Genomic DNA, 22,604 nt, shown 5'->3' with positions numbered 1-22,604 from the left:
TGTTAAATACTTTTGGTCATGGCTGAATTTTGGCTACTTCTTGGGGAGAGCTTGCGCAAATGGCCGGAAAAAATTACGGTATTTTATTCCTTTAATTCCATGAGTAGAATCATTCCTATGCGTTTACGATATTTTAATTTCATTGGTTATTTGTTGCTCTTATTGGCTGCCGGCTGGTTGGTGGGGTGTAGTTATAGCTCTTCTTTTGCTGGTGGTGGCGCTCCCTCGAATCAGAAGCCAACTAAAATTGCCCTTTTGTTGCCACTGCAAGGTTCGATTGGGGCAAGTGGGCAGGCGGTGCGCAATGGGTTTTTGACGGCTTACTATTATGCTAAGCAGCAACAATCTAATGCGCCTACGGTGGATGTAATTGACACCAGTGGTGGAAATGTTGTGGGGCTTTATCAACAGGCGGTAGCGCAGGGAGCAGATTTTATTGTGGGGCCATTGAGTAAGGATAATCTACAGACTTTGGTCGGTCAGGGGAAATTGACAGTGCCTACGTTGGCATTAAATACCTTGGATAATGGTGGGGCGATCAAAAATCTTTATCAATTCGGATTATCACCTAAAGATGAAGCGGCACAGGCTGCAATGCAGGCGCGGAGCGATGGGCGGCAGCGGGCGTTGGTGATTTATCCGGGTAGTGCTTTTGGACAGGGGATTGCAGGGGCATTTGAGAAGAGCTGGAAAAATCATGGTGGTAGTATTGTAGGTAATTATGCTTATCAATCGAATACGAATTTATCTGGTTGGGTACGTGGAGTGATGGGAGTGCGGCGAGGTTCTAAAGTGAGTTCCGGGCGTCAGGATATGGATATGATTTTTTTAGTGGGGTTCCCAGAGCAGGCTCGGCAAATTATGCCATTGTTGGCATATTATAATGGCGATAAAATTCCAGTCTATGCCACTTCGCTGGTTTATAGCGGTAATCCCAATCCTCAGAATGATCGAGATTTAAATGGTATTCAGTTTAGTGATATGCCGTGGATATTAGGTCCTGATACGCCACAGTGGAGTGAAATGCGTGCGCATATCCAGAGCTTGTGGGGTAACTCTTATAGCCGCTTTCCCAGGCTTTATGCATTTGGAATTGATGCCTATCATTTGACTTATCGGTTGGGTTCTAGTGTGAAGGGAGCTACTGGCGAGCTTTCGCTGGATTCGGATCAGCATATAAGGCGGCAGTTACAATGGGCGCAGATTCAGAATGGGGTTCCGCAAGTGCTGCATTAAAAGATAGACAGGCTATTGGCAAGCTTGCTGAGGAGGAAGCCTGTGCGTTTCTGCAGAAACGGGGGTTGCGGTTAATCACACGTAATTATCGATGCCGATTGGGTGAGATTGATCTAATTATGTGGGATCGTTCAAGTATTGTGTTTATTGAGGTGCGGTGTCGCAAGCCTTCGGTTTTTGGTACCGCTGCTGAGACGGTTACTTCGCTTAAGCAACGCAAATTGATTAAGGCAGCTATGTATTATTTGCAGCAGCAGCGTATATCGGAGCAGCAGGTTTGTCGGTTTGATGTGGTGGCAATGACTACAAGTCGTCGTGGCATGCAGATATCTTGGATTAAGGATGCGTTTCAGGCGAGTGGAGCGTTTTATTAATTTTGGTTGCATATGATTTTTAGGAATATTTTTATGAACAATCCATTACAACAAATTAAGCAGCATTTCATTGATAGTATTCAGACCAAACAACAAGCCATGGAAATATTAGCCCCAAAAATTGAAAAAGCGGGTGCTTTGATGGCGTTGGCTTTAGTAGATGGGCATAAAATTTTAAGCTGTGGCAATGGTGGATCTGCAGCGGATGCACAGCATTTTTCGGCGGAGTTGCTAAACCGTTTTGAGATGGAACGTCCGAGCTTACCGGCGATAGCACTCACAACGGATACTTCCACCTTAACTTCGATTGCTAATGATTATCATTATGATGAAGTTTTTTCTAAACAGGTAAAAGCTTTGGGACAGACTAATGATATTTTGTTGGCTATTTCAACCAGTGGTGATTCCAAGAATGTCATACAAGCAATTCATGCTGCACATGATCGTGGTATGCATATTGTTGCCTTGACGGGTAAAAATGGTGGTGAAATAGCGAATATTCTTATTAAAGATGAAGATATAGAACTTAGAGTGCCAGCAACGGTCACAGCGCGCATTCAGGAAACGCATCTTCTGATTATCCATTGTTTGTGTGATTTTATTGATAGACGTTTATTTGTAGAGGAGCGGTGATGATTACTTATGGTAATGAAAAATTTCGCGCATTGACTTTAGGTGTTTTAATGAGTTTATCATTATCGGGTTGTATCCCTGCAGCTTTTGTTGCCGGTGCGAGTGCGACGGGCGCCATTGTCTATGATAAACGTAGCCTATCTACGATGGTAGAAGACAGAGATATGTCCAATGCGGCCTTAAAAGCCATCAGCCGTGATCCACAATTGAAAGATCAAGCGCATATTACCATCGCTAGTTTCAATCATGTGATGTTACTGGCTGGCCAAGCACCAACAGATGCCTTGCGTGATAGGGCTTATCAAATTGCCAGTGCGGCGCCTAATGTAAAACGTATTTATAATCAGGTGACGGTTGAGGAGCCGCTTTCTAAGGCGGCTCAAGCTAAGGATACTTGGATAACAACCAAAGTGAAAAGTGCTATTTTGGCGCAGAAGGGTTTGAACTCAAGTCAAATCAAGGTGGTCACTGAAAATAAAGTAGTGTATTTGATGGGCATTCTCACACCTAAGCAAGCTGACATAGCGGCTGATGTAGCTAGTAAGGTCGCTGGAGTAGAAAAAGTAGTTAAAATATTTGAGTATGAACAGTAGAGTTTTGTCGTTTCATATAGAACTCAATGAGTTCATGGGCGATTTTCTTACATTTTTTTCAGCCGTAGGACTGCAGCTTTAAAACCGCCAGTCGGTTGTAATGCAAAAGACGGCTACGTAGAGGCAATGTTTGAAAACGGAGTTAAGTCAGGGATTTGGAAGTCAGGCCGGAAAAGGATTTGAGTCAAACTGGATGAAACACATTGCCTCGCTATTGAGACGGAGTCGTTAAAAATCAGCAGTATGGATTTGCTTTAAATGCTAGCATGGATTATGCGCTAGCGCTTAGGGCTAAATGCGTGGCCAAGGTATTTTAGCTCCAATGGATTGGAGCTGGGTTAAAATACATTGGCGATCACTGCTGTTTAGTTCCAAAGCGATCAGCACTAGTGATTAGTGCTGATCCTTATTTAATTCTAAAATATTCCTAAAAATCATATCCCAGACCAAAATTTGCATGTAACGCAACATTAGGTGCATACGCCGTTCCATTGACGACATTGACTTCAGCATAGGATGCAGTCACCTTGCCTTCTAATTCCATAAACAAAGATTTAGAAACATAGAAACGTTTACCTAGCGATACCATCGCTGTAGGTCCAGCAACATAATAACCGGCGTCATTCAATGTGCCGCCACTATTATCATCATTGGTTTGACCGCGGATGGTAGATTCTGGATGGGCTATGACTAAACCTAATCCTACGCGCCAGATATATTTATGTTTGTTTAACCAGGCGCGGTTGATAGTGATTAAGTTGTAGCCATGCGAAATAGAGAAGTGGGATACTTCATCTGTTGTATTCTTCAAATAAATTTTTTGATGTATATTTTCAAATTCCCAGGCAGTGTCGCCATTCCATTTGCCTATGCGTAAATCATAATAATAAGGCGATGTAAACGGTCTGGTTTCATAGTGGGCGGTCATATGAATATCAGGTTCACCCATTTGCTGAATAGTGAGCGGTACAGGCAGGTTATAAACTACACCGCTAGCTATTTCAGCTGACCAGGTTGCGAATATCGAAGTAGGTAAAATCAGAAGCATTAACGTGATGAGGATTTTGTAGATCATAGACCCTTTTGGATTGGGATTATGGTGAGAGGTTTGTAAAATTTTGTTATCCATAAGTGACTCCTGTACCTGATTGTTAACTTTGTAAGGGGGCGCACAGTGTAATGGCATTTGGGTTAGTTTTCAAAAGTAGTTGTAGTTGGGTGGCGTTATTGAATATATGGAGTTTCACCCTCCTTTGATCTGTTACCAGGAGAAAAGACAGTGAAAAAATTTAATTCAGGAGAAAAGTTTTGAAAACCTATCTGGTAGGTGGTGCTGTTCGGGATCAATTATTAGGCCTGAATGTGCAGGAACGTGATTGGGTCGTAGTTGGGGCGACTCCTGAATTAATGCTGTCCAAAGGTTACAGACCTGTGGGAAAAGATTTTCCGGTGTTTTTACATCCTAAAACCAAAGATGAGTATGCATTAGCGCGTACCGAACGCAAAACTGCGCCTGGTTATCAGGGGTTTCATTTTTATGCGGCGCCTGATGTGACCTTGGAGGAAGATTTAAAGCGACGGGATTTAACAATTAACGCCATGGCGCAAACGGCAGAGGGAGAGGTCATTGATCCTTTTGGTGGGCGAGAAGATTTAAAAAATAAGTTGTTGCGGCATGTGTCAGAAGCGTTTGTTGAAGATCCAGTGCGAATTTTACGTGTTGCACGTTTTGCTGCGCGTTTTGGTGATTTCACTGTTGATCCAAAAACGCTGCGTTTAATGCAGGAAATGGTTAAATGTGGAGAAGTCAATGCTTTAGTTGCAGAACGTGTGTGGCAGGAGTGGCAACGGGCGTTGGCAGAACCTTATCCGCAACGGTTTTTTGAAGTTTTGGCGGATTGCCAGGCGATGCCGGTGTTATTTCCAGAGTTGCAAAATGATGTCGCAGAATTGACGGTGTTAAAAAAAGCGGCTGATGTTTCGGCAAAGACCCCCGTGCGTTTTGCAGTGTTGCTGCACAATTTAGATAATAAAAAGCTAAGTATTTTGTGCCAGCGTTATCGTGTACCACGTGAATATAAGGATTTAGCTGTTTTGGTGGCGCGTTATCAAAGTGATTATTTACATGTACTGAATTGGGACGCAGCACAATTGCTGCAATTATTGGAAGCCCTGGATGTATTTCGTCGCCCAGAACGTCTGGCGTTGTTTTTATCCGCTTGCGAGATTATCGAAGAGGATACAACCGTAGCATCAAAAAGGGCAGAGCGTTTGCAGCGGGCTTATCAGTTGGCACAAACAGTTGACCCCACACCTATTTTGCAACGTGGATTGCGGGGGAAAGATATTGGTAATGCCTTGCGGGAGCAGCAGGAGCGTGTGATTGAAGCACAAATTAATGTGAAAGAATAATTAGTTGCTGGCGTGAAATTCAATGTATGTCCCGCGGAGGCGCATTGATGGCAGTGAAATAGTCACTTTTTGATTGGCGCCCACCTTCTCCCCTTGTGGGAGAAGGAGGTGCCACTAAAAAAATAACTACTCTCCCTCTTCTCAACTCTCAGCAGTTCTCCCAACTGGCTGAGCCGTAACGACCGAGCCCGTTGGAAACTTTCAATGTTATTTTATGTATGTTACAGGCAGTCAAAGTAGCCTGATCTTCAATCAGCTGGTTCAAAAACCAATAGGCCAATTCCTCAATAGTAATATTGCGCACCGGTAAAATTAGCACATCCTGTTTAAGAAAAGGCATCTCTTCATTATTAAAATAAACATAATAATAATGACCTTGTTCTTTAATGGTTAATGCGCTCGCTAAACCGGGTAATAATAAATAGCTTTTTAACTGTTGGCACAAGGCGAAGATTTTTTCTTTATAAATGGCATAATCAAAGGTAATGCCAAATTCATTAATGCCGGCTGTTAATAACGCATGCACATGATAATTATGGCCGTGCAGTCGTTCACGGAGCGTTTCAGAAAAAATAGTGAAGTGTGCTGCTGAGAAACTAAAGCGTTCTTCAAATAATTCAATAGTGGCCAGTTGAGGTTTCATAATTTTTCGCGCATGTCGTGCAATGTAAATCCAAGTAAGGGTTGTGGCAACCCGCGAGTTAGGGCAATTACCTTGAATAATTCGCCCATTTCGCTGGGTAACAGCAATTTTTTGAGTTGTTGGCTGGTTTGCAGTTGTTGATAAATATCAGTCTCCATATTAACAGCCCAGTCACGCTGACCGCAACTTAACAGAAAATGTGCCTGCGTGGTATAGCCGGCAACAGATAAATTGGCTTGTATCGCGGCTTCTGCGATGGCAGTGAAATCAATATGGGCAGTAATATCTTGTAACCCAGGCCAATAAAAGGGATTGGTATGGGCAAGATGCTGGTAATGGCACATCAACGTACCCATAGAGCGGTCAGGATGGTAATACTCATGCCGCGGAAAACCATAATCTATCAAAAGCACTAAGCCTTTTTGTAAAAAATCAGCAATACTGGCTATCCAGGCCGGCAGCGTGAGGTGGATTTCTGAGGTGTAATGTTCGCTGAATTTTACTTCAAGTTGGGTGATTTTTTCTGCCAATTCAGGATGTGGCGTATCAAAAAATTCGCAAAACTGATTTTGTTGCCAGGTAACATAGCTTTCTTTGGGGGCATTGTGATGCCATTGGAAGCGACTGGCAGGCATGGCATCTAGTGCTTCATTAGCCAATACGACTCCTTGAAATGTGCTTGGCAAAGCGTTAAGCCAAGAGACGCGATTCTCTAAATCAGGGAGGTGCGTTGTGATTAGATTTTGTTGTCGTTGCTGCAATTCTGGGCTTAATTCTAGAATATAGTAATGTTGCGGTAGCGTCTTGTTTTTCTGCAGAGCGGTTAAAATATCGATGGCTAGTCGGCCGGAACCTGCACCAAATTCTAAAATATCGCCTTGTCCTAATGTTTCCAGTACTGGTTGAATTTGTTTTGCCAGTGTTTGTCCAAACAAGGGCGAGATTTCCGGGGCAGTTGTGAAATCGCCTCCAGAACCAAATTTATGGGTACCAGCGCTGTAATAGCCTAATCCTGGCGCATAAAGTGCTAATTCCATATAGCGGGCAAAGGATAGGGCACCGTGGGTGGCTATTTCTGTTTTTAGATATTCAGTTAGCTGATTGGAGTGTTGTTGAGCTATGGGGTCTGGCGTTGGGAGCAAGCTCATGCTTGCACCATAATCCCAGCCTGTGTCGCAATTTTAAAGAGTCCGCGAACAGTGACTTGATCTACATCTTTGATAACGCCATGCATGTCATACTTTTTTAATGCTTTAGCATAGAGCCTCGCAATGCTGGGGTTGGCGATCAAGGTTACTTTTCTTACTGGTAATGGTGAAGCCAGCACTTGACGGATTTCATGGCCAATTAGCACACCCGATAAAAAACTGTAAACATCATCAAGATTCAGCTTGTCTGCTAAGACTTGTGTGCGCACCTGAAATAACTGAGATAATAGAAAACTATCTCGTTCTGCCCACTCTAAGCCTCTTAAAAAGCCATCCGTGTCAGATTTTGTATTGCGCATCAGTTTGCCTAGGATGCTATGTTTGGCGAGTAGGGTAAACAGTTCGCCGGTCATGTAGGTGGTGAAATAAGTTAATTTACCATTTTCGACCGCAGCCCATTTGCTATGGGTTCCTGGTAGACAAAATAATTGTGCTTCTTCAGGATTGGAGGATAGGGCGCCTATGATTTGTGTCTCTTCACCGCGCATGACATCCACTCGGCCATCAGGATAATCAATGCGCAGCCCAGGCACTATCCATTGACGTTCAGTATGGCGGATAGGCTGGATATTCCGACTGATATCACTCATAACGACGGGACAGGGCAGGTAAGGTATTTCCTGCCAGCCTTGGCGCGATCCTATCATGCCGGACATAATCACAGGGATGTCAGGATATTGTGCTAACCAATCACCAATTTGTTTGTGCAGAGTTTTGGCAAAGGCACTATGAAAAACACGGAGTATGCCTTGCCTTGCGAATTTTTTTTGTAGCAAGTCACCTTGTCCGTTTAATAAGAAAGCGCGGAAATTGCTAGTGCCCCAATCAATGGCGACTAAACTGGGTTGGGAGGCAGCGTTATTGCGCAAAGGTGGGTTGGGAGCGCCATGGGTTTTTTCTATTTTGAAGGTGGCTTTCATGTTTTTAAAACTGTATGGGATAAAGTAAGTTATTGACTAAATTAACACTTTTCTAAGCCATGTGCCAATATCTTGAATTTCTTGTGGGCATACTGAATGTGGCATGGGGTAAGTGTGCCAATCTACTTTACAATCTAATGTAATTAATCGATCTTTGGAAGTCTTGCCCAGATTGAAGTCTACAACAGGATCAAATTCACCGTGTGCCATAAAGATGGGTGTGTCTCGCTGGATAGTGATATTTTTATCAATCCAAAAGTATTGCGTGGGTAGGAAAGTTGATAAGGCTATGATGCCGGCTAGACGTTCGGTTTGGGTTAAACCAGTGTAAAGTGCTATAGCGCCGCCTTGGGAAAAACCGGCTAATAAAATTTTATCTGCTGCTATCCCCTGGTTACGTTCTTTAGTAATTAATGCCGTAATCTCTTGATGGGTGGCTTTAATTCCTGCTTCATCTTGTTTGGCATCGTGAGTGAGTCCGTGCACATCGAACCAGGCGCGCATAGGCATGCCGGCATTGATGGTGACGGGTTGCACTGGGGCATGGGGAAAGATGAAACGTATGGCTAGCTCATCTGGTAGTTTGAGTTCAGGCACAATGCCGGCGAAATCATAGCCATCGGCACCTAGGCCGTGTAGCCAGATAATGGTACGTTGTGCAGGTGTTTTAGGTTCTATCACCAGAGTTTCTAATTTGGAAGTTTGCATGGAGGTGGTATACTCGCTGGGAAAATTAGGGCATAAGTTGATTGGGGCGCTGATTATAGCCTAATTAAAAAATGTATTCATAGAGTCATAAAATGATCCTCAAATATTTGCTATCCAGTACTTTAATGTTTTTATGCTTAGCTGGTTTAACAGGTTGCGGTCAAAGTGGTCCGCTTTATCTGCCTGAGTCTTCTTCTCCCAACACAACGCCGACAGGGTCATAGTTCGTGGATTATTTTATTGAACAAGCAGGTGAACTATTTGCCGAACAAGTGCCTGTCACCGAGTTGGTTCGGCGATTTGGTACGCCGTTATATGTCTATTCGCGGGCGACTTTGGAGCGGCATTGGCATGCCTTCGACCGGGCTTTAGGACAACATCCACATCAGATTTGTTTTGCAGTAAAGGCCAATGCCAACATCGCAGTATTGAATGTGTTGGCACGTTTAGGTTCGGGGTTTGATATTGTTTCTTGTGGTGAATTAGAACGTGTTTTAGCTGCAGGCGGTAAGCCTGAAGCCATTGTGTTTTCCGGTGTGGGGAAATTGGCATATGAAATTGAACGCGCATTAGAGGTTGATATAGGCTGTTTCAATATAGAATCTGCAGCTGAGCTGGAGCGAGTGGCACATATTGCTGCAAAACTGGGAAAGGTTGCTAAAATTTCAATTCGGGTGAATCCTGATATTGATGCGCGCACGCATCCTTATATTTCTACAGGACTTAAGGAAAATAAATTTGGTGTTAATGCAGATGAGTCGATTGCGCTTTATCAGTTAGCTGCAAAATTACCACAGATAGAAGTGATAGGCATTGCCTGTCATATTGGTTCACAATTGACTGAATTGCAGCCTTTTTTGGATGCATTGGATAAAATTCAGCAACTACGACTTGAATTGCGGCAGCAGGGTATTTTGTTACGACGTTTGGATTTGGGAGGTGGTTTGGGGGTACGTTATCAAACTGAAAATCCGCCCAGTCCTGAAGAATATGGCGCAGCTTTGTTGGCGCGTTTACAGGATGATCCCATCCCACTGATTTTGGAACCCGGGAGAGCGATTGTTGCCAATGCGGGGATTTTAGTGACGCGCGTAGAATATCTAAAACATGCAGTACATAAGAATTTTGCGATTGTTGATGCAGGTATGAATGATTTGCTGCGACCGGCATTATATCAGGCTGAGCAAGAGATAATACCGGTTAAACGAAGACTTGAGGTGGCGTTGCAATGCTATGATGTCGTCGGGCCAGTATGTGAAACCGGCGATTTTCTGGGTAAAGAAAGGCTGTTGGCGGTTTTGCCGGGAGATTTATTAGCAATACGTAGCGCTGGCGCCTATGGTTTTTGTATGAGTTCTAACTATAATTCTAGAGGCAGGGCGGCTGAAGTTATGGTGGATGGTGAACGTAGTTATTTAATCCGTCGTCGGGAGACTTTAAAGGAATTGTTTGAACATGAGGAGTTGTTGCCGGATTGAATTCCTCTTATAGCCATGACTTTTTTCCTTCTCCCACAAGGGGAGAAGGAAAAAAGCAAAGGCTGTAATAGGGTGTGAGAAAACTAGCTGTGGATTATTTATGCCAATCACATTCACCAAGATGCAAGGCCTAGGCAATGACTTCGTCGTGCTCGACACCATTGCCCAGTCTGTCGAACTAACCCCCGGAATGATTCGTCAGATGGCTGATCGACATTTTGGTATTGGTTGTGACCAATTGCTGGTAGTTGAAACGGCAAAGCGACCTGATGTTGATTTTGAATACCGTATTTTTAACGCCGACGGCAGTGAAGTGGCTCAATGCGGTAATGGCGCGCGTTGTGTTGGACGTTATTTGTGGGACTCGCGGTTGACCGAGAAGAAAACTATTTTGTTAGGGACAAAAGAACGTATTATAGCAGTGCGATCGGCCACTCATAACGAAGTGACAGTGAATATGGGAGTTCCGCTTCTCGAACCAGGAGCTATCCCCTTTGAAGCAGCAACCTATTCTGACTGGTATTCGGTAGAACTGCAGAAAGAGACCATACAGATAGGTGTGGTCAATTTGGGCAATCCACATGCAGTGATGTTGGTCAATGATGTAGATCAAGCGCCAGTAACAACCATTGGCGCTCAATTAGAGCGGCATCCACGTTTCCCAGAACGGGTGAATGTAGGATTTATGCAATGTTTAGGTAAACGGCATATCCGTTTGCGCGTCTTTGAGCGGGGAGTGGGTGAAACACTGGCTTGTGGTAGTGGGGCTTGTGCGGCTGTGGTGATTGGGCATGTGCATGGTTTGCTAGATGATGAGGTACAGGTTGACTTACTAGGGGGGACCCTTAAAGTGTCCTGGACAGGATTATTCAATCCAGTTTGGATGACAGGACCAGCTGAAGAAGTTTTTAGGGGTGAATGGTTAAAAAGATCGTGTTAGGATATCACTCATCATAGGTTAATGAGTGATCTGATGAGTCAATCATTTCATACACATAATAGTTATCACTTATAAAGGGAGGGCTCTTGTAAAATTTTGAGCAATGACCATATCATCATTGCTACTTTAAAGGTCAAATTTATGAAGGAGTTTAGATTTTGTGGTGCTTGTTTAAGTTTCGTGTAAACTACGCATCTCAAAATAGAACTCTTTAGCATTGGATTGGAAGCCATTTGGGCTAAATCTGACCATTTTGTGCTCGAAATCAAAATGCTGAATAATGATTTGTGATATTCAATGTCCTAAAGGAATGAAGGGCAAGAGAGGCCAAATGAAAACATCAAAGAAAACCTTAAAAAATACCAGCACAGGTCCTATGGACTTTACACCCTACAAGGAGCAAAAGGGTGAAGAGTACATGAATAAGAAACAATTGGAGCATTTTAGTCAGATATTGATTTTGTGGAAAGATCAGCTTATTGCTGATCGTGATTCTACAGTACATCATATGCAGGATGATGCGATTAATTTCCCCGATATTTTAGATCGCGCTGCCCTTGAAGAAGAACACAAGCTCGAATGGCAGACTCGAGAACGCGAGCATAAGTTGATTACTAAAATCGAACAAGCTTTGGCGCGTATTAAACAAGGTGATTATGGTTATTGCGAAGTTTGTGGTGCTGAAATTGGTATCCGCCGTTTAGAAGCACGCCCCACAGCTACCCAATGTATTGATTGTAAAACGATAGATGAAATCCGTGAAAAGCAAACGGGTATTATAGATTAAAGGTATTTGCTCACCCCCTTTGAAAAAGGGGGCGCAGGCTGTAAGGTCTGTGGGGGATTTAAAAAAGTTTGAATAGCTGTAAACCCTCTTTAAATCCCCCTTAACTCCCCCTTTTTCAAAGGGAGAGTTTGGTAGTAACTCTCCCCTTTCCGCAGTGAGGTGGGTATTCCACAGTGTGGAAGGGGGTGAGGGGGTGGATGTTAAAACTCCCCCAACCCTTTTTGCAAATGCATTTTGGTGGGATTGAGCTTTCTCTTATATAAATCCTCTAAACTACTGTGCAGAAATGGGATATTGCGTGCTTTGCTCTGGCTGGTGAATGATGTAAGATACAGTATCTTACGCTACAAACTAGTGTGCAGTGCAAAGCGTTTTGGATTATGAATACCACAAAAAGGAGCATCCATCATGTGCGGTAGAGTTCTTGCTATTGTTTTTCTTGTGTTAGCTATCATTATGGGTATTGCAGTATCAATACTGCCCCAGGATCAGTTAGTTGGCTTAGTTTATGTTTCCAGATTCATTGAGGTGATGATTCCTATCCTTGCTGTAGGCGCTTTGATCAAATATCTGTTTTCCTGCCGCCCAAAGGCTTAATTTCAGATAGGAATAATGATCCACCCTCTGTAACTGCCCTCCCTCTTTGAAAAAGAGGGAGGTAGTAGTTACGTTCTATTCCGAAGCTTGTCAAACTGCGATTCCGTAGGATGACGGGTATCAAACTCTTTCAATATGTTTTGCCGCGCAGATTTTTTTGCGGCTCGTCTTATTATTTATTTTTTAAAAACTCATGCATGCACTTTCAGTTCAGCAATTAGAAAAAATTTACAAAAACGGTGTCCACGCCCTCAATAAAATCGACCTTACGGTTGAAGAAGGAGATTTTTTTGCTTTACTTGGACCAAATGGCGCCGGTAAAACTACTTTAATTGGCATTATCACTTCTTTGGTTACTAAAACATCTGGAAAAATATGGGTGTTTGACAAGGACATGGATACGGATATCGAATTGGTTAAATCCTATATTGGATTAGTGCCACAGGAATTTAATTTCATGTTCGTGGATGATGTGACCAAAGTCATTATGAATCAGGCTGGATTTTATGGTTTGCCCTGGGCTTTAGCGAAACAGCGTACTGAAAAATATTTAAAGCAGCTGGATTTATGGGATAAAAGAAAAACGCCGGCGCGCATGCTCTCAGGCGGCATGAAGCGGCGTTTGATGATTGCGCGGGCACTGGTGCATGAGCCTAAGCTTTTGATATTAGATGAACCGACGGCTGGAGTGGATATTGAAATACGACGTATGATGTGGGATTTTTTGCGCGAAATTAATCGCCAGGGAACGACAATTATTTTAACCACACATTATCTGGAAGAAGCGGAAAATTTATGCCGTAATATTGCCATTATCGATCACGGCAATATTATAGAAAACACCAAAATGAATGTGTTGCTCAATCGGCTGAATACGGAAACCATCGTTTTATATTTACAAAATTCATTATCTATCAACCCATTACTCCCAGGCTTTCCCAGCCGCCTGGTTGATGAATTAACTCTGGAAGTAGATTTAAAACAATCTCAAACTATGAATGAGTTATTTGCGGTATTGTCACAGCAATCTATCCAAGTGTCACGTATGCGAAATAAAAGTAACCGATTAGAAGAGCTATTTTTGCAATTGGTGGGGACAGGACAGGAAAAACATGATGCAGCGTAATTATCGTCAATATTATGTGGGTTATCGAACTGTCGTTATCAGAGAAATCCAGCGATTTTTTGAATTTTGGCTTACCACCTTGGTGCCCTCGGTATTAACGACAGCACTGTATTTTCTTATTTTTGGTCGCTTAATTGGGGGTCGTATTGGTCTGATGGGTGGGGTCAGCTATGTTGAGTATATTACGCCAGGTTTGATTATGATGGCTGTGATTAATAATTCTTATGCAGGCGTTTCTTTTTCGTTTTTTGCAACTAAATTTTTTAAGCATATTGAAAATTTATTGATTGCCCCGCTGCCTAATTGGTTGATTCTATCAGGCTATATTACTGGAGGAATTATTCGTGGGGTTTTAAATGCCTTGCTAGTGACAATTACCGCATTGTTTTTTACCCGCTTGCCTATTCATCATTTTTTTCTTATGGTTTTATCGATTATTTTAACTTCAGCACTGTTTTCGCTAGCGGGATTTGTCAACGCGATGTTGGCGAAAAATTTTGATGATGTGGGTTTTGTTCCAACCTTTGTGCTGACGCCATTGGCTTATTTAGGTGGCGTATTTTTTTCGGTACAATTGTTGACTGGTTTTTGGCATACCATTGCCTTTTTAAATCCAATTCTTTATTTTATTAATTTATTTCGTTTTGGGATGTTGGGAATTACGGATGTGAATGTGGTGTTTGCTTTTTCAGTATTGGTTATTTTAACAGCGATTTTATTTGTGATTTCTATGGGGCTGTTGAATAAGGGGGTTGGGATTAAAACTTGAATCCTCATAACTAGCAATTTAATAGCCGTCCCCCATCCACGGCTAATACTTGCCCGGTAACATAATCCGCAGCTTCAATAAAAAATAATACTGCCTTGGCAATCTCAATTGGGCTGCCAGCTTGTCCTAAAGCAATCCGTGATAAAATTTCAGATTTGATTTTAACATTTAATTCATTTTCATCTTCTGGCCATAAAATAGCGCCTGGTGAAACTGCATTAACTCTGATATCTGGAGCTAGTTCTTTTGCTAAGGCATAAGTCATCATCATTAGCCCTGCTTTGGACATGCAGTAAACGGGATAGTTTTTTAGTGGTCGTTCCGCATGAATATCACAAAGATTAATGATAGTACCTTTGCGCTGGCGCAATTTGGGGGCTGCATATTGCGATAAAAAAAACGGCGCTTTCAGATTGGCGTCCATCAATTGTGTCCATTCGGCTTCATTTACTGCGCCGATAGGCGTAGGAGAAAAGCCTGAAGCATTATTCACCAAAACATCCAGATAACCGAAGGCATTGGTCGCTTCATCGATCAGACGCGATAAATCTTGAAAGCGATTCAGGTTGGCTTGCACTACTGCAGCTGAATTAGGGCGCTGTTGATTGAATTCTGCGCAAAGATTTTCCGCATCGAAAGCTGAGCTATGGTAGTGGATGATGATTTGCATACCTTTTGCGTGTAGCAGTTCAGCAATGGCCTTGCCAATGCGCCTTGCAGCTCCGGTGATTAAAACGGCTTTAGGTGAAACTGACATTAAATTTCCAGACGGTTCAGTGATCTAATTCCCTTCTTTGAAAAAGAGGGTAAGCAATCAGTTTATCTTATCATTGCAATAAGCGCAGTGACAATTTACATCAATCTGTTATGATGTTTATATTGATATCTCTATTTACCAATCACATTTATGCATAAATATCTTCGACTTACCGTTTTGTATATGCTGCTAGGCATTTTGCTATGCAGCTTGAGTGCTTGTGCGTTTAAATTACGTAATCGCAATGAGCTTCCCCCCCAGTTGCATGTGCTATATCTTAAAGCTGATGATCCTTATGGCGCTTTTGAGTCTAATTTACGTGCCAGCCTACAATCCTCGGGTATTATGCTGAGCGATACAGCAGCCGAAGCGCCAGTGACGCTTCATGTGTTAAAACCGCAGCTAACTTATGCCGCAGGTACCATCGGTACTAGTAATCAAACCCGCATCTATGCGGTCACTTATAAAGTGGCGATGATCCTGGAAGATGCAGACGGCAAGCAATTGTTGTCTCCCATGTTGCTATCAGACACTCGCAACCTGGTGCTGAGCGCCAACCAGTTGATTCGATCCAATAACCAGCTTAGCAAATTAGAGCAGGAAATGTATCGGGATATTATTTCCCAATTGTTCAATCGCTTGAGCTCGGTGCAGGTAGCCGAAGTTTTGCAAAAGACTTAATGTATGAAACTGGGTTATGACCAATTATTTCCCCATCTGGAGCGTAATCTGCGTCCGGTCTATTTAATTACCGGCGATGAAATATTATTAGTGCAGGAAGCAGCTGATGCTGTGAGGGCAGCTGCAAAAGGCAGTGGTTTTACTGAACGTGTCAGTTTTACTGTGGATACAGGGTTTGATTGGCAGGCTTTTAAAGTACAAAGCCAAAGTGGTTCATTGTTTAGTGATAAGCAGTGTTTGGAGTTGCGGATACCATCGGCAAAGTTGAATGAAGCAGGCAAAAAGACCTTAGCAGAATATTTTGAGAATCCACCCGCAAGCAAGCTGCTGTTGATTATAACTGGCAAACTCGATGCGGCTTTGCAAAAAAGTACTTGGGTTAAAATGGCTGAACAGCAGGGTGTTGTCGTGCAGATATGGCCGTTGGCGCCTGCGCAGATAGCTCCCTTTCTCTTGCGTCGTTTGCAAAAAGCAGGGTTTAAAGCGGATAGTGAGGCAGTAGAGCTGTTGGTGGCGCGGACTCAAGGCAATTTGTTGGCAGCTGCGCAGGAAATAGAAAAGCTGAGTTTGCTTTATGCGCCTGGCCGGCTAACATTGGCGCAAATCGATGAGGCTAGCGCGGATAATGCGCGTTTTAATGTATTTGATTTGGCAGATCAGATCTTGCAGGGTAATGCACCTGCCATTGTGCGGATTTTGTCGGGTTTGCGCGAAGAAGGGGTGGAGCCTACGTTGATATTGTGGGCGCTAACGCGTGAACTGCGCCAGTTAATTCCACAAGCACAGGCAAAAGCGGCGGGTAAATCTTTAGAACAAGTATTGGCGCAGGTTTGGGAAAAGCGCAAACCCGGGGTTAGGCGTATACTGGGGCGGCATTCTGCTGCCAGCCTGATGCGGTGTCTGCAAAGCGCGTCGCGTATTGATACCTTGATTAAAGGTGCGGCTGTAGGGACGCTTTGGGATGAATTGACCGATTTGTCATTGGCTATTGCAGGTATCTTCATTTGAATAAATCAGCAATTGGCATGCTTGGCGGTACCTTCGATCCAGTGCATAACGGACATATTCATTTGGCTATGTTCGTATATAATGCATTGCAATTACGCGAGTTACGCCTCATACCCTGCAATCGACCTTTATTGCGAGGAGCAACCACTGCTTCAGCAGAACAGCGTTTGCGCATGGTGCAATTGGCGGTAATTGATTATCCAGGTTTAATTGTGGACGATCGAGAGTTACAACGTGGGGGTTATTCCTATACCATAGATACTTTGTTGTCCATGCGGGATGAAGATGCCCAAACGCCATTATGCTTGATTGTGGGGATAGATCAATTTAGCCATTTTCAACAATGGCGAAATTGGCAGCAAATCATGGAATTGGTACATGTTATTGTGACTACTCGCACAGGTTATACATTTATTCCAAATCCAGAAGTTGCCGCTTTATTGGCGCAGCGTCAAACACAGGACAGCAATTTATTGAAAACACAGTCGGGCGGGGCAGTTTTTTTTCTTGAGGTGGCGCCTTTACCCATCTCTGGGACCGAAATTCGCGCCCGATTGCATGAAGGGCAGGATGTTTCAGCGCAATTGCCACCTAAAGTATGGGAATATATTTGCGAAAATAAATTGTATCGTTAAACTATCTATCTAAAACTAAAAATTATGCCATCATCAACATTATTAAACTTAGTATTACATGTTCTCGAAGAAATGAAAGCGCAGGAAGTGGTATCACTCGATGTGACCCAGCTTACCAATATCACTGATACCATGGTGATCTGCAGTGGAACTTCAAGCCGGCATACCAAATCAATCGCTGATCGGCTGGTTATGGAAAGTAAACGCCAGGGTACAAAACCCTTGGGCGTGGAAGGTGAAGAAGCGGGAGAATGGATTTTAGTAGATTTAGGTGATGTGTTAGTGCATATCATGTTGCCAGAGACACGCGAATTTTATAGTCTGGAAAAATTATGGAGTTCTGCTAAGCAATTACGTGAGGAACGTAGCAGCTTGGGTAAAGCCTCCCGTCATCGTGCAGCTGAATAGGAAATATTGGGAAATGCTGCAATGAAAATCACGCTGATTGCCGTTGGCAAACGCATGCCAGATTGGGTAGCAGCAGGATTTCAAGAATATGTGCAGCGATTGCCATCGGACTATGGCATCAAATTAGTTGAAATTTCAGCCGCTAAAAGAACTAAGGGGGCTGATATAAACCGGTTATTGCAGGGCGAAGGGGAGAGCATATTAGCCGCAATTCCCCCGGGTGACCGGATAATAGCCTTGACGGAACGAGGACAGTTGTGGGATACCAAGGGATTGGCACAGCAATTACAAACTTGGCATGATGGTGGATACGGCATCAGTTTACTGGTGGGTGGCCCAGAAGGGTTACCGGCTTCTTGCCTTGCCAGAGCACATCATCGTTGGTCACTCTCGCCGCTTACTTTCCCTCATCCGTTAGTGCGAATTCTGATTGCAGAGCAGATTTATCGCGCCTATAGTTTGTTGCATAATCACCCTTATCATCGAGCATAATTTAGGATGAAGTCAGGTTAAAACATGGTTAATTTGCAGTTAAAAAATTATTCAGCCGAGGCGCAATTATTTACGCGCAGGGTGTTTTTCGCCATTTTTGTTATCGCAGTATTACTGTGCGCCTTGGTGGGACGACTATTTTACCTGCAAGTGGATCAACACGAGTTATACACGACATTATCTAACCAGAATCAATTAAATTTAATCCCCGTAGATCCTAACCGTGGCCTGATTTACGATAGGAATGGCGTGCTGTTAGCAGAAAATATTCCTGTGTACACTTTGGATGTGATTCCTGACCATGTGCCGCATTTTGAAGCCACGCTCAAAGAAGTTGAAAAAATAATCAATATCAGTCCTGAAGATTTGCAGCAGTTTCGTCGAGCGCTCAAGCAGCGGCGTTCTTCTGAAGGGGTTTCCTTGAAGCTAAATCTCACTGACGATGAAGTGGCGCGTTTTTACTTAGATCAATACCGCTTCCCAGGTTTTGGCATCACTGGCCGTTTAATGCGTTATTACCCCCAGGGTGACACTATGGTTGGCGCGTTGGGTTATGTGGCGCGTATTAATGAGCAGGAACTTAGCACAGTCGATAATGTGAATTATGCGGCGACAAATTACATAGGTAAGCTGGGTGTAGAAAAATATTATGAGCCACAACTGCATGGCAAAGTCGGTTACCAGCAAGTGGAAACTGACGCCAATGGTCAGGTAGTACGTACTTTGAAAAATATTGATCCGGTGCCTGGTGATAATTTATATGTCAGTCTGGACAGCGGCCTGCAAAAAGCGGCTGAAACAGCCCTGGGAGACGATCAGGGGGCGATAGTGGTGATTAAGCCTGCTACCGGAGAAGTGTTGGCCTTTGCCAGCAATCCGCGTTATGACCCGAATCTATTTGTCAAAGGCATCAGCTCTCAGGATTATAAAATTTTGCAGCAAGACCCTGAGCGGCCGCTTTATAACCGTGCCTTGCGTGGGCTATATGCGCCAGGTTCTACGATGAAGCCGTTTTTGGCTACCCAATATTTAGATCTCAAAGTAGTCACTCCCACGTTTCAGATTCATGACCCAGGCTGGTTTACTATACCTGGCGTCAGCCATGTGTTTAAAGACTGGAAAAAAGGCGGTCATGGTATAGTTAATATGTACAAGGCGATTGTGCAATCCTGCGACACGTATTTTTATACGGTGGCGGCAAGAGCCGGCATCAATCGGATGAATGATATACAGTACCGTTTTGGATTTGGTAAACCAACGGGTTTGGATGTCAGTGAAGAATTGGGCGGTGTTGTGCCTTCGCCTGCTTGGAAACGTGCGAGCATGGGGCAGGGTTGGTATGGGGGTGATACAGTCAATGCTGGGATTGGACAAGGCTTTACGCTAGTCACACCATTGCAAATGGCAGAGGCCGCAGCCACTATGGCCAATCGTGGCGTGCGCATTAAACCGCATTTAGCTTTAAAATGGCAGAAACCGGACGGTTCTTTTGTCCCAGTGGTACCTGAACAAAATCCGCCAGTTAAATTACAAAATCCTTGGGTTTGGGATTTTGTTATCAATGGTATGCAAGGTGTGGTTGAAGCGGGAACGGCACGTTCTATACACAACAACAATTACACCATTGCCGGTAAAACCGGAACCGCGCAAGTATTTCGTCCCAAAAGTTATGGTGACGATGATAATGCCGGTATTCCGAAAAAATACCGCAGTCATGCGTGGTTTATCGGTTTTGCACCGGTAGATAAGCCGCAGGTTGCCATTGCTGTGCTGGTGGAAAATCATCCACACCAGGGGCCGGCGGTTGCCAAAAAAGTGCTGGATTATTATTTCTTACCAGACCACGGTCAGGCAATTGCACAAGCACAGGCGGCAGCAGCCAGTAGTGCTGCGACCGCGACAGGGGCGGGTCAAAGTCCACCACCGCCAGTTCCTGATGAATCCAACGTACCTAATGATTGATTTTATGAGCCAAAATAACCTACTCCAAGAGTCATTTTCTACGCCCTCGGGTAACCGTTTGGTGCGTTCGTTTTGGGAAAAAATGCATATCGATATGCCGTTGTTTATTGGGTTGGCATTGGTATTGGCAGCCGGAGGGTTGATTTTATTCAGTGCCGATAATCAAAGTTTGGTATTAATCATTCGCCAGGCAATATGGGTGGTATTGGCAGTAGCGGCGATGTTTTTGTTTGCGCAGATTCCGCCAGAGCGATACCAACAATGGACGCCTGTCATTTTTTTAATAGGTTTAGCATTATTGGGTGCAGTATTAGTGATTGGACATTCCGGTAAAGGTGCCCAGCGTTGGTTAGGATTCGGGTCGTTTCATTTTCAACCCTCTGAAATCATGAAGTTGGCAATGCCTATGATGTTAGCTTGGCTACTGGATAAAACCTCACTGCCACCTAAGCTTTGGGTGTTATTAATCTGTGCTGTGTTGTTAGTCGTGCCGGTGGGTTTAACTGCCAAGCAGCCAGATTTGGGCACTGCCTTGATTATTATGTTTACTGGGGTATGTGTGTTGTTATTAGCAGGCATCAGATGGCGTTATGTGATTATTTTGGTGTTGATGATTGCAGCTTCTGCACCATTTTTGTGGCATTTTCTGCATGATTATCAGCGGCAGCGCGTGTTGACTTTTTTAGATCCAGAGCGTGATCCGTTGGGTACCGGTTATCATATTATCCAGTCAAAAATTGCCATTGGCTCGGGCGGGATATTTGGTAAAGGCTATTTGCAGGGTACACAGTCACATTTGCAATTTTTACCTGAACATGCCACGGATTTTATATTTGGGGTGTGTGGGGAAGAGTTTGGCTTGATTGGTAGTGTGTTGTTGATTTTATTGATGACTTTTGTGGCATTGCGCGGGCTTTATATTAGCACGCAAGCACAGGATACCTTTTCACGTTTGTTGGCGGGTAGTTTGAGTCTCACGTTTTTTCTATCCTGTTTTGTGAACATGGGAATGGTGACTGGATTGCTGCCCGTGGTGGGGGTGCCACTGCCATTAATTAGTTATGGTGGCTCGGCGATGATTACCATTATGATTGGGTTTGGGATTATTATGTCGATTCATACGCATAGGAAATTGTTGGGGCGGTGAGGATTGATTTATTCTAATCAGCTTTAACTTTACTCCTTCTCCCCTTGTGGGAGAAGGAATAAGGTATTTTTTTATATATTAGAGCAAAACACATGAACCAGAAACTATCCATATTTGTAAAATTAATCATTTCTTTATTGTTATTTTTTACAAGCGCTGCTTTTGCCTTAGACTTGCGCCATGAACCTGAGGTGCGAGCTTATATCACTGCAGTCAGTAAAAAATACGACTTCAATGAAAACCAACTCACCTCCTGGTTCAGGCAAGTACAATTCAACCCCGAAGTTATCGCCAAAATGACCCAACCTCCTGGCAGAGTTATACCTTGGTATGCCTACCGCGATTTATTTATCACAGATGAACGCATCCGTGAAGGCGTTGCTTACTGGAGAAAGAACGCCAAAGCTTTAGCTGCTGCTGAGCGTGAATACGGTGTGCCGGCCTCAGTGATTGTCGGAATTATCGGTGTAGAAACATCCTATGGTGGTAATAAAGGTCATTTTTCCGCGTTTGATACACTGAGTACCTTGGCATTTCGTTATCCGTCGCGCAGTAAGTTTTTCATGAATGAATTGACTCAGTTTTTATTATTAACCAGAGAGCAAGGTTGGAACCCATTTAGTATTAAGGGCTCATATGCCGGTGCTTTAGGTTTGCCACAATTTATGCCTAGCAGCTACCGCATTTACGCAATTTCAGCAGAAGATAACGGCTTAAGTGATTTATTTCACAATAACCGTGATGCTATAGCCAGTGTGGCTAATTACTTGCAAAAAAAAGGTTGGCGTCGAGGTGAACCGGTAGCACTGCCGGCGAAAGTGGTGAACCAGAATTTTCGTAGTTTAAGTGATCAAGATGGCAGGCTGCGTTTTTCAATAGGAGAATTAGCGAACTATGGATTGGAGCCTGAAAAACATGTTCCCAGCTCGACGCGCGCCGGTGTGTTATTCTTTGATGGCGGTGATGCTTGGGAACATTGGCTGACCTTCGCTAATTTTCAGGTAATCAAGCGATATAATGAAAGTAATCGCTACGCTTTGGTAGTGTATGAGTTAGGTTCTATCATTAAAAAACAAGTGGCGAAGTGAGC

The 22,604-nt window shown here is 43.6% G+C and carries 24 protein-coding genes and 1 pseudogene; 19 read left to right on the top strand and 6 right to left on the bottom strand.

Translation table 11 applies throughout. The features are described 5' to 3' along the window. The first annotated feature begins 117 nt into the window (after positions 1-117). From VHE99_02055 to VHE99_02040, 4 genes are read left to right on the top strand one after another with little or no spacing between them, the layout of a single operon-like run. A complete protein-coding gene (locus VHE99_02055; protein HVV67810.1) occupies positions 118-1,236 on the top strand; it encodes a penicillin-binding protein activator in 1,119 nt (372 codons plus the stop codon). Then, entirely contained in the window at positions 1,194-1,610 is a 417-nt protein-coding gene (locus VHE99_02050; GenBank protein HVV67809.1) for a YraN family protein, read from the top strand. Before VHE99_02055 ends, VHE99_02050 begins: the two co-directional genes overlap by 43 nt. A gap of 33 nt (positions 1,611-1,643) precedes the next feature. After that, positions 1,644-2,243 carry a phosphoheptose isomerase gene (locus VHE99_02045; protein ID HVV67808.1) on the top strand — a complete coding sequence of 200 codons (600 nt, stop codon included), beginning with the start codon at positions 1,644-1,646 and terminating at the stop codon, positions 2,241-2,243. Continuing rightward, positions 2,243-2,836: a BON domain-containing protein gene (locus VHE99_02040; GenBank protein HVV67807.1), complete on the top strand. Its 594-nt coding sequence runs from the start codon at positions 2,243-2,245 to the stop codon at positions 2,834-2,836. The genes VHE99_02045 and VHE99_02040 overlap by 1 nt, the downstream gene beginning before the upstream one ends. A 427-nt stretch (positions 2,837-3,263) precedes the next feature. Here VHE99_02040 and VHE99_02035 read toward each other — a convergent pair whose 3' ends face one another. Next, positions 3,264-3,965, bottom strand: coding sequence for a hypothetical protein (locus tag VHE99_02035; GenBank protein ID HVV67806.1), 702 nt, complete (start codon positions 3,963-3,965; stop codon positions 3,264-3,266). Between the two features lie 179 nt (positions 3,966-4,144). On the opposite strand from VHE99_02035, the gene VHE99_02030 reads away from it, so the two are divergent. Next, a complete protein-coding gene (locus tag VHE99_02030) occupies positions 4,145-5,248 on the top strand; it encodes a multifunctional CCA tRNA nucleotidyl transferase/2'3'-cyclic phosphodiesterase/2'nucleotidase/phosphatase (GenBank protein ID HVV67805.1) in 1,104 nt (367 codons plus the stop codon). A 148-nt stretch (positions 5,249-5,396) separates the two neighbouring features. On the opposite strand, the gene VHE99_02025 is transcribed toward VHE99_02030, so the two are convergent. Genes VHE99_02025 through VHE99_02010 form a run of 4 tightly spaced genes read right to left on the bottom strand, consistent with a single transcriptional unit; the run spans position 5,397 to position 8,727 of the window. After that, positions 5,397-5,891 carry a 6-carboxytetrahydropterin synthase gene (locus VHE99_02025; protein HVV67804.1) on the bottom strand — a complete coding sequence of 165 codons (495 nt, stop codon included), beginning with the start codon at positions 5,889-5,891 and terminating at the stop codon, positions 5,397-5,399. Continuing rightward, a complete protein-coding gene (locus VHE99_02020; protein ID HVV67803.1) occupies positions 5,888-7,039 on the bottom strand; it encodes an SAM-dependent methyltransferase in 1,152 nt (383 codons plus the stop codon). The genes VHE99_02025 and VHE99_02020 overlap by 4 nt, the downstream gene beginning before the upstream one ends. Then, positions 7,036-8,019 (bottom strand): 2-dehydro-3-deoxygalactonokinase, encoded by a 984-nt coding sequence (locus tag VHE99_02015; GenBank protein ID HVV67802.1) that lies wholly within the window; start codon positions 8,017-8,019, stop codon positions 7,036-7,038. The genes VHE99_02020 and VHE99_02015 overlap by 4 nt, the downstream gene beginning before the upstream one ends. Before the next feature lie 36 nt (positions 8,020-8,055). Continuing rightward, a complete protein-coding gene (locus VHE99_02010; protein ID HVV67801.1) occupies positions 8,056-8,727 on the bottom strand; it encodes an alpha/beta hydrolase-fold protein in 672 nt (223 codons plus the stop codon). Between the two features lie 92 nt (positions 8,728-8,819). Between VHE99_02010 and VHE99_02005 the strand changes: the two are divergent. The 6 genes and pseudogenes from VHE99_02005 to VHE99_01980 all read left to right on the top strand — a co-directional run bounded on the left by VHE99_02005 (position 8,820) and on the right by VHE99_01980 (position 14,424). Next, a pseudogene (locus VHE99_02005) lies at positions 8,820-8,915 on the top strand (lipoprotein). Between the two features lie 39 nt (positions 8,916-8,954). Further along, positions 8,955-10,205: a diaminopimelate decarboxylase gene (gene lysA / locus VHE99_02000; protein ID HVV67800.1), complete on the top strand. Its 1,251-nt coding sequence runs from the start codon at positions 8,955-8,957 to the stop codon at positions 10,203-10,205. Positions 10,206-10,305: 100 nt separating this feature from the next. Continuing rightward, positions 10,306-11,145 carry a diaminopimelate epimerase gene (gene dapF, locus VHE99_01995; protein ID HVV67799.1) on the top strand — a complete coding sequence of 280 codons (840 nt, stop codon included), beginning with the start codon at positions 10,306-10,308 and terminating at the stop codon, positions 11,143-11,145. A gap of 331 nt (positions 11,146-11,476) precedes the next feature. After that, on the top strand, positions 11,477-11,932 hold the full coding sequence (dksA, locus tag VHE99_01990; protein ID HVV67798.1) for an RNA polymerase-binding protein DksA: 456 nt from the start codon (positions 11,477-11,479) through the stop codon (positions 11,930-11,932). A 790-nt stretch (positions 11,933-12,722) separates the two neighbouring features. Beyond that, complete coding sequence (locus VHE99_01985) at positions 12,723-13,655, top strand: ABC transporter ATP-binding protein (GenBank protein ID HVV67797.1); 933 nt, start codon at positions 12,723-12,725, stop codon at positions 13,653-13,655. Then, the gene (locus VHE99_01980) at positions 13,642-14,424 is read left to right on the top strand and encodes an ABC transporter permease (protein HVV67796.1); all 783 of its coding nucleotides are present in this window, start codon (positions 13,642-13,644) and stop codon (positions 14,422-14,424) included. Before VHE99_01985 ends, VHE99_01980 begins: the two co-directional genes overlap by 14 nt. A gap of 10 nt (positions 14,425-14,434) precedes the next feature. On the opposite strand, the gene VHE99_01975 is transcribed toward VHE99_01980, so the two are convergent. Next, positions 14,435-15,181 carry a pteridine reductase gene (locus VHE99_01975; GenBank protein HVV67795.1) on the bottom strand — a complete coding sequence of 249 codons (747 nt, stop codon included), beginning with the start codon at positions 15,179-15,181 and terminating at the stop codon, positions 14,435-14,437. 150 nt (positions 15,182-15,331) lie between these two features. Between VHE99_01975 and lptE the strand changes: the two genes are divergently transcribed. From lptE to mltB, 8 genes are all read left to right on the top strand, one after another. Next, complete coding sequence (gene lptE / locus VHE99_01970; GenBank protein ID HVV67794.1) at positions 15,332-15,862, top strand: LPS assembly lipoprotein LptE; 531 nt, start codon at positions 15,332-15,334, stop codon at positions 15,860-15,862. 3 nt (positions 15,863-15,865) lie between these two features. Continuing rightward, a complete protein-coding gene (gene holA, locus VHE99_01965) occupies positions 15,866-16,870 on the top strand; it encodes a DNA polymerase III subunit delta (protein ID HVV67793.1) in 1,005 nt (334 codons plus the stop codon). Further along, the gene (nadD, locus tag VHE99_01960; protein HVV67792.1) at positions 16,867-17,505 is read left to right on the top strand and encodes a nicotinate-nucleotide adenylyltransferase; all 639 of its coding nucleotides are present in this window, start codon (positions 16,867-16,869) and stop codon (positions 17,503-17,505) included. The genes holA and nadD overlap by 4 nt, the downstream gene beginning before the upstream one ends. A 24-nt stretch (positions 17,506-17,529) precedes the next feature. Further along, positions 17,530-17,913 (top strand): ribosome silencing factor, encoded by a 384-nt coding sequence (rsfS, locus tag VHE99_01955; protein HVV67791.1) that lies wholly within the window; start codon positions 17,530-17,532, stop codon positions 17,911-17,913. A gap of 21 nt (positions 17,914-17,934) precedes the next feature. Then, positions 17,935-18,405 (top strand): 23S rRNA (pseudouridine(1915)-N(3))-methyltransferase RlmH, encoded by a 471-nt coding sequence (rlmH, locus tag VHE99_01950; protein HVV67790.1) that lies wholly within the window; start codon positions 17,935-17,937, stop codon positions 18,403-18,405. Positions 18,406-18,429: 24 nt separating this feature from the next. Continuing rightward, entirely contained in the window at positions 18,430-20,367 is a 1,938-nt protein-coding gene (gene mrdA, locus VHE99_01945; GenBank protein HVV67789.1) for a penicillin-binding protein 2, read from the top strand. A 4-nt stretch (positions 20,368-20,371) separates the two neighbouring features. Further along, on the top strand, positions 20,372-21,514 hold the full coding sequence (rodA, locus tag VHE99_01940; GenBank protein ID HVV67788.1) for a rod shape-determining protein RodA: 1,143 nt from the start codon (positions 20,372-20,374) through the stop codon (positions 21,512-21,514). Positions 21,515-21,606: 92 nt separating this feature from the next. Continuing rightward, on the top strand, positions 21,607-22,602 hold the full coding sequence (mltB, locus tag VHE99_01935; protein HVV67787.1) for a lytic murein transglycosylase B: 996 nt from the start codon (positions 21,607-21,609) through the stop codon (positions 22,600-22,602). Positions 22,603-22,604: the final 2 nt, after the last annotated feature.

This window comes from Gammaproteobacteria bacterium (assembly GCA_035546635.1).
Classification (GTDB): domain Bacteria; phylum Pseudomonadota; class Gammaproteobacteria; order JAURND01; family JAURND01; genus DASZWJ01.
This window is presented reverse-complemented; position numbering and strand designations above follow the sequence as displayed.

Excerpts from the sequence above, each read along its gene's own strand:
- VHE99_02055 (HVV67810.1), top strand. The coding sequence starts at position 118 with ATGCGTTTACGATATTTTAATTTCATTGGTTATTTGTTGCTCTTATTG.
- VHE99_02050 (HVV67809.1), top strand. The coding sequence starts at position 1,194 with ATGGGCGCAGATTCAGAATGGGGTTCCGCAAGTGCTGCATTAAAAGAT.
- VHE99_02045 (HVV67808.1), top strand. The coding sequence starts at position 1,644 with ATGAACAATCCATTACAACAAATTAAGCAGCATTTCATTGATAGTATT.
- VHE99_02040 (HVV67807.1), top strand. The coding sequence starts at position 2,243 with ATGATTACTTATGGTAATGAAAAATTTCGCGCATTGACTTTAGGTGTT.
- VHE99_02035 (HVV67806.1), bottom strand. The coding sequence starts at position 3,965 with ATGGATAACAAAATTTTACAAACCTCTCACCATAATCCCAATCCAAAA.
- VHE99_02025 (HVV67804.1), bottom strand. The coding sequence starts at position 5,891 with ATGAAACCTCAACTGGCCACTATTGAATTATTTGAAGAACGCTTTAGT.
- VHE99_02020 (HVV67803.1), bottom strand. The coding sequence starts at position 7,039 with ATGAGCTTGCTCCCAACGCCAGACCCCATAGCTCAACAACACTCCAAT.
- VHE99_02015 (HVV67802.1), bottom strand. The coding sequence starts at position 8,019 with ATGAAAGCCACCTTCAAAATAGAAAAAACCCATGGCGCTCCCAACCCA.
- VHE99_02010 (HVV67801.1), bottom strand. The coding sequence starts at position 8,727 with ATGCAAACTTCCAAATTAGAAACTCTGGTGATAGAACCTAAAACACCT.
- dapF (HVV67799.1), top strand. The coding sequence starts at position 10,306 with ATGCCAATCACATTCACCAAGATGCAAGGCCTAGGCAATGACTTCGTC.
- dksA (HVV67798.1), top strand. The coding sequence starts at position 11,477 with ATGAAAACATCAAAGAAAACCTTAAAAAATACCAGCACAGGTCCTATG.
- VHE99_01985 (HVV67797.1), top strand. The coding sequence starts at position 12,723 with ATGCATGCACTTTCAGTTCAGCAATTAGAAAAAATTTACAAAAACGGT.
- VHE99_01980 (HVV67796.1), top strand. The coding sequence starts at position 13,642 with ATGATGCAGCGTAATTATCGTCAATATTATGTGGGTTATCGAACTGTC.
- VHE99_01975 (HVV67795.1), bottom strand. The coding sequence starts at position 15,181 with ATGTCAGTTTCACCTAAAGCCGTTTTAATCACCGGAGCTGCAAGGCGC.
- lptE (HVV67794.1), top strand. The coding sequence starts at position 15,332 with ATGCATAAATATCTTCGACTTACCGTTTTGTATATGCTGCTAGGCATT.
- holA (HVV67793.1), top strand. The coding sequence starts at position 15,866 with ATGAAACTGGGTTATGACCAATTATTTCCCCATCTGGAGCGTAATCTG.
- rsfS (HVV67791.1), top strand. The coding sequence starts at position 17,530 with ATGCCATCATCAACATTATTAAACTTAGTATTACATGTTCTCGAAGAA.
- rlmH (HVV67790.1), top strand. The coding sequence starts at position 17,935 with ATGAAAATCACGCTGATTGCCGTTGGCAAACGCATGCCAGATTGGGTA.
- mrdA (HVV67789.1), top strand. The coding sequence starts at position 18,430 with ATGGTTAATTTGCAGTTAAAAAATTATTCAGCCGAGGCGCAATTATTT.
- rodA (HVV67788.1), top strand. The coding sequence starts at position 20,372 with ATGAGCCAAAATAACCTACTCCAAGAGTCATTTTCTACGCCCTCGGGT.
- mltB (HVV67787.1), top strand. The coding sequence starts at position 21,607 with ATGAACCAGAAACTATCCATATTTGTAAAATTAATCATTTCTTTATTG.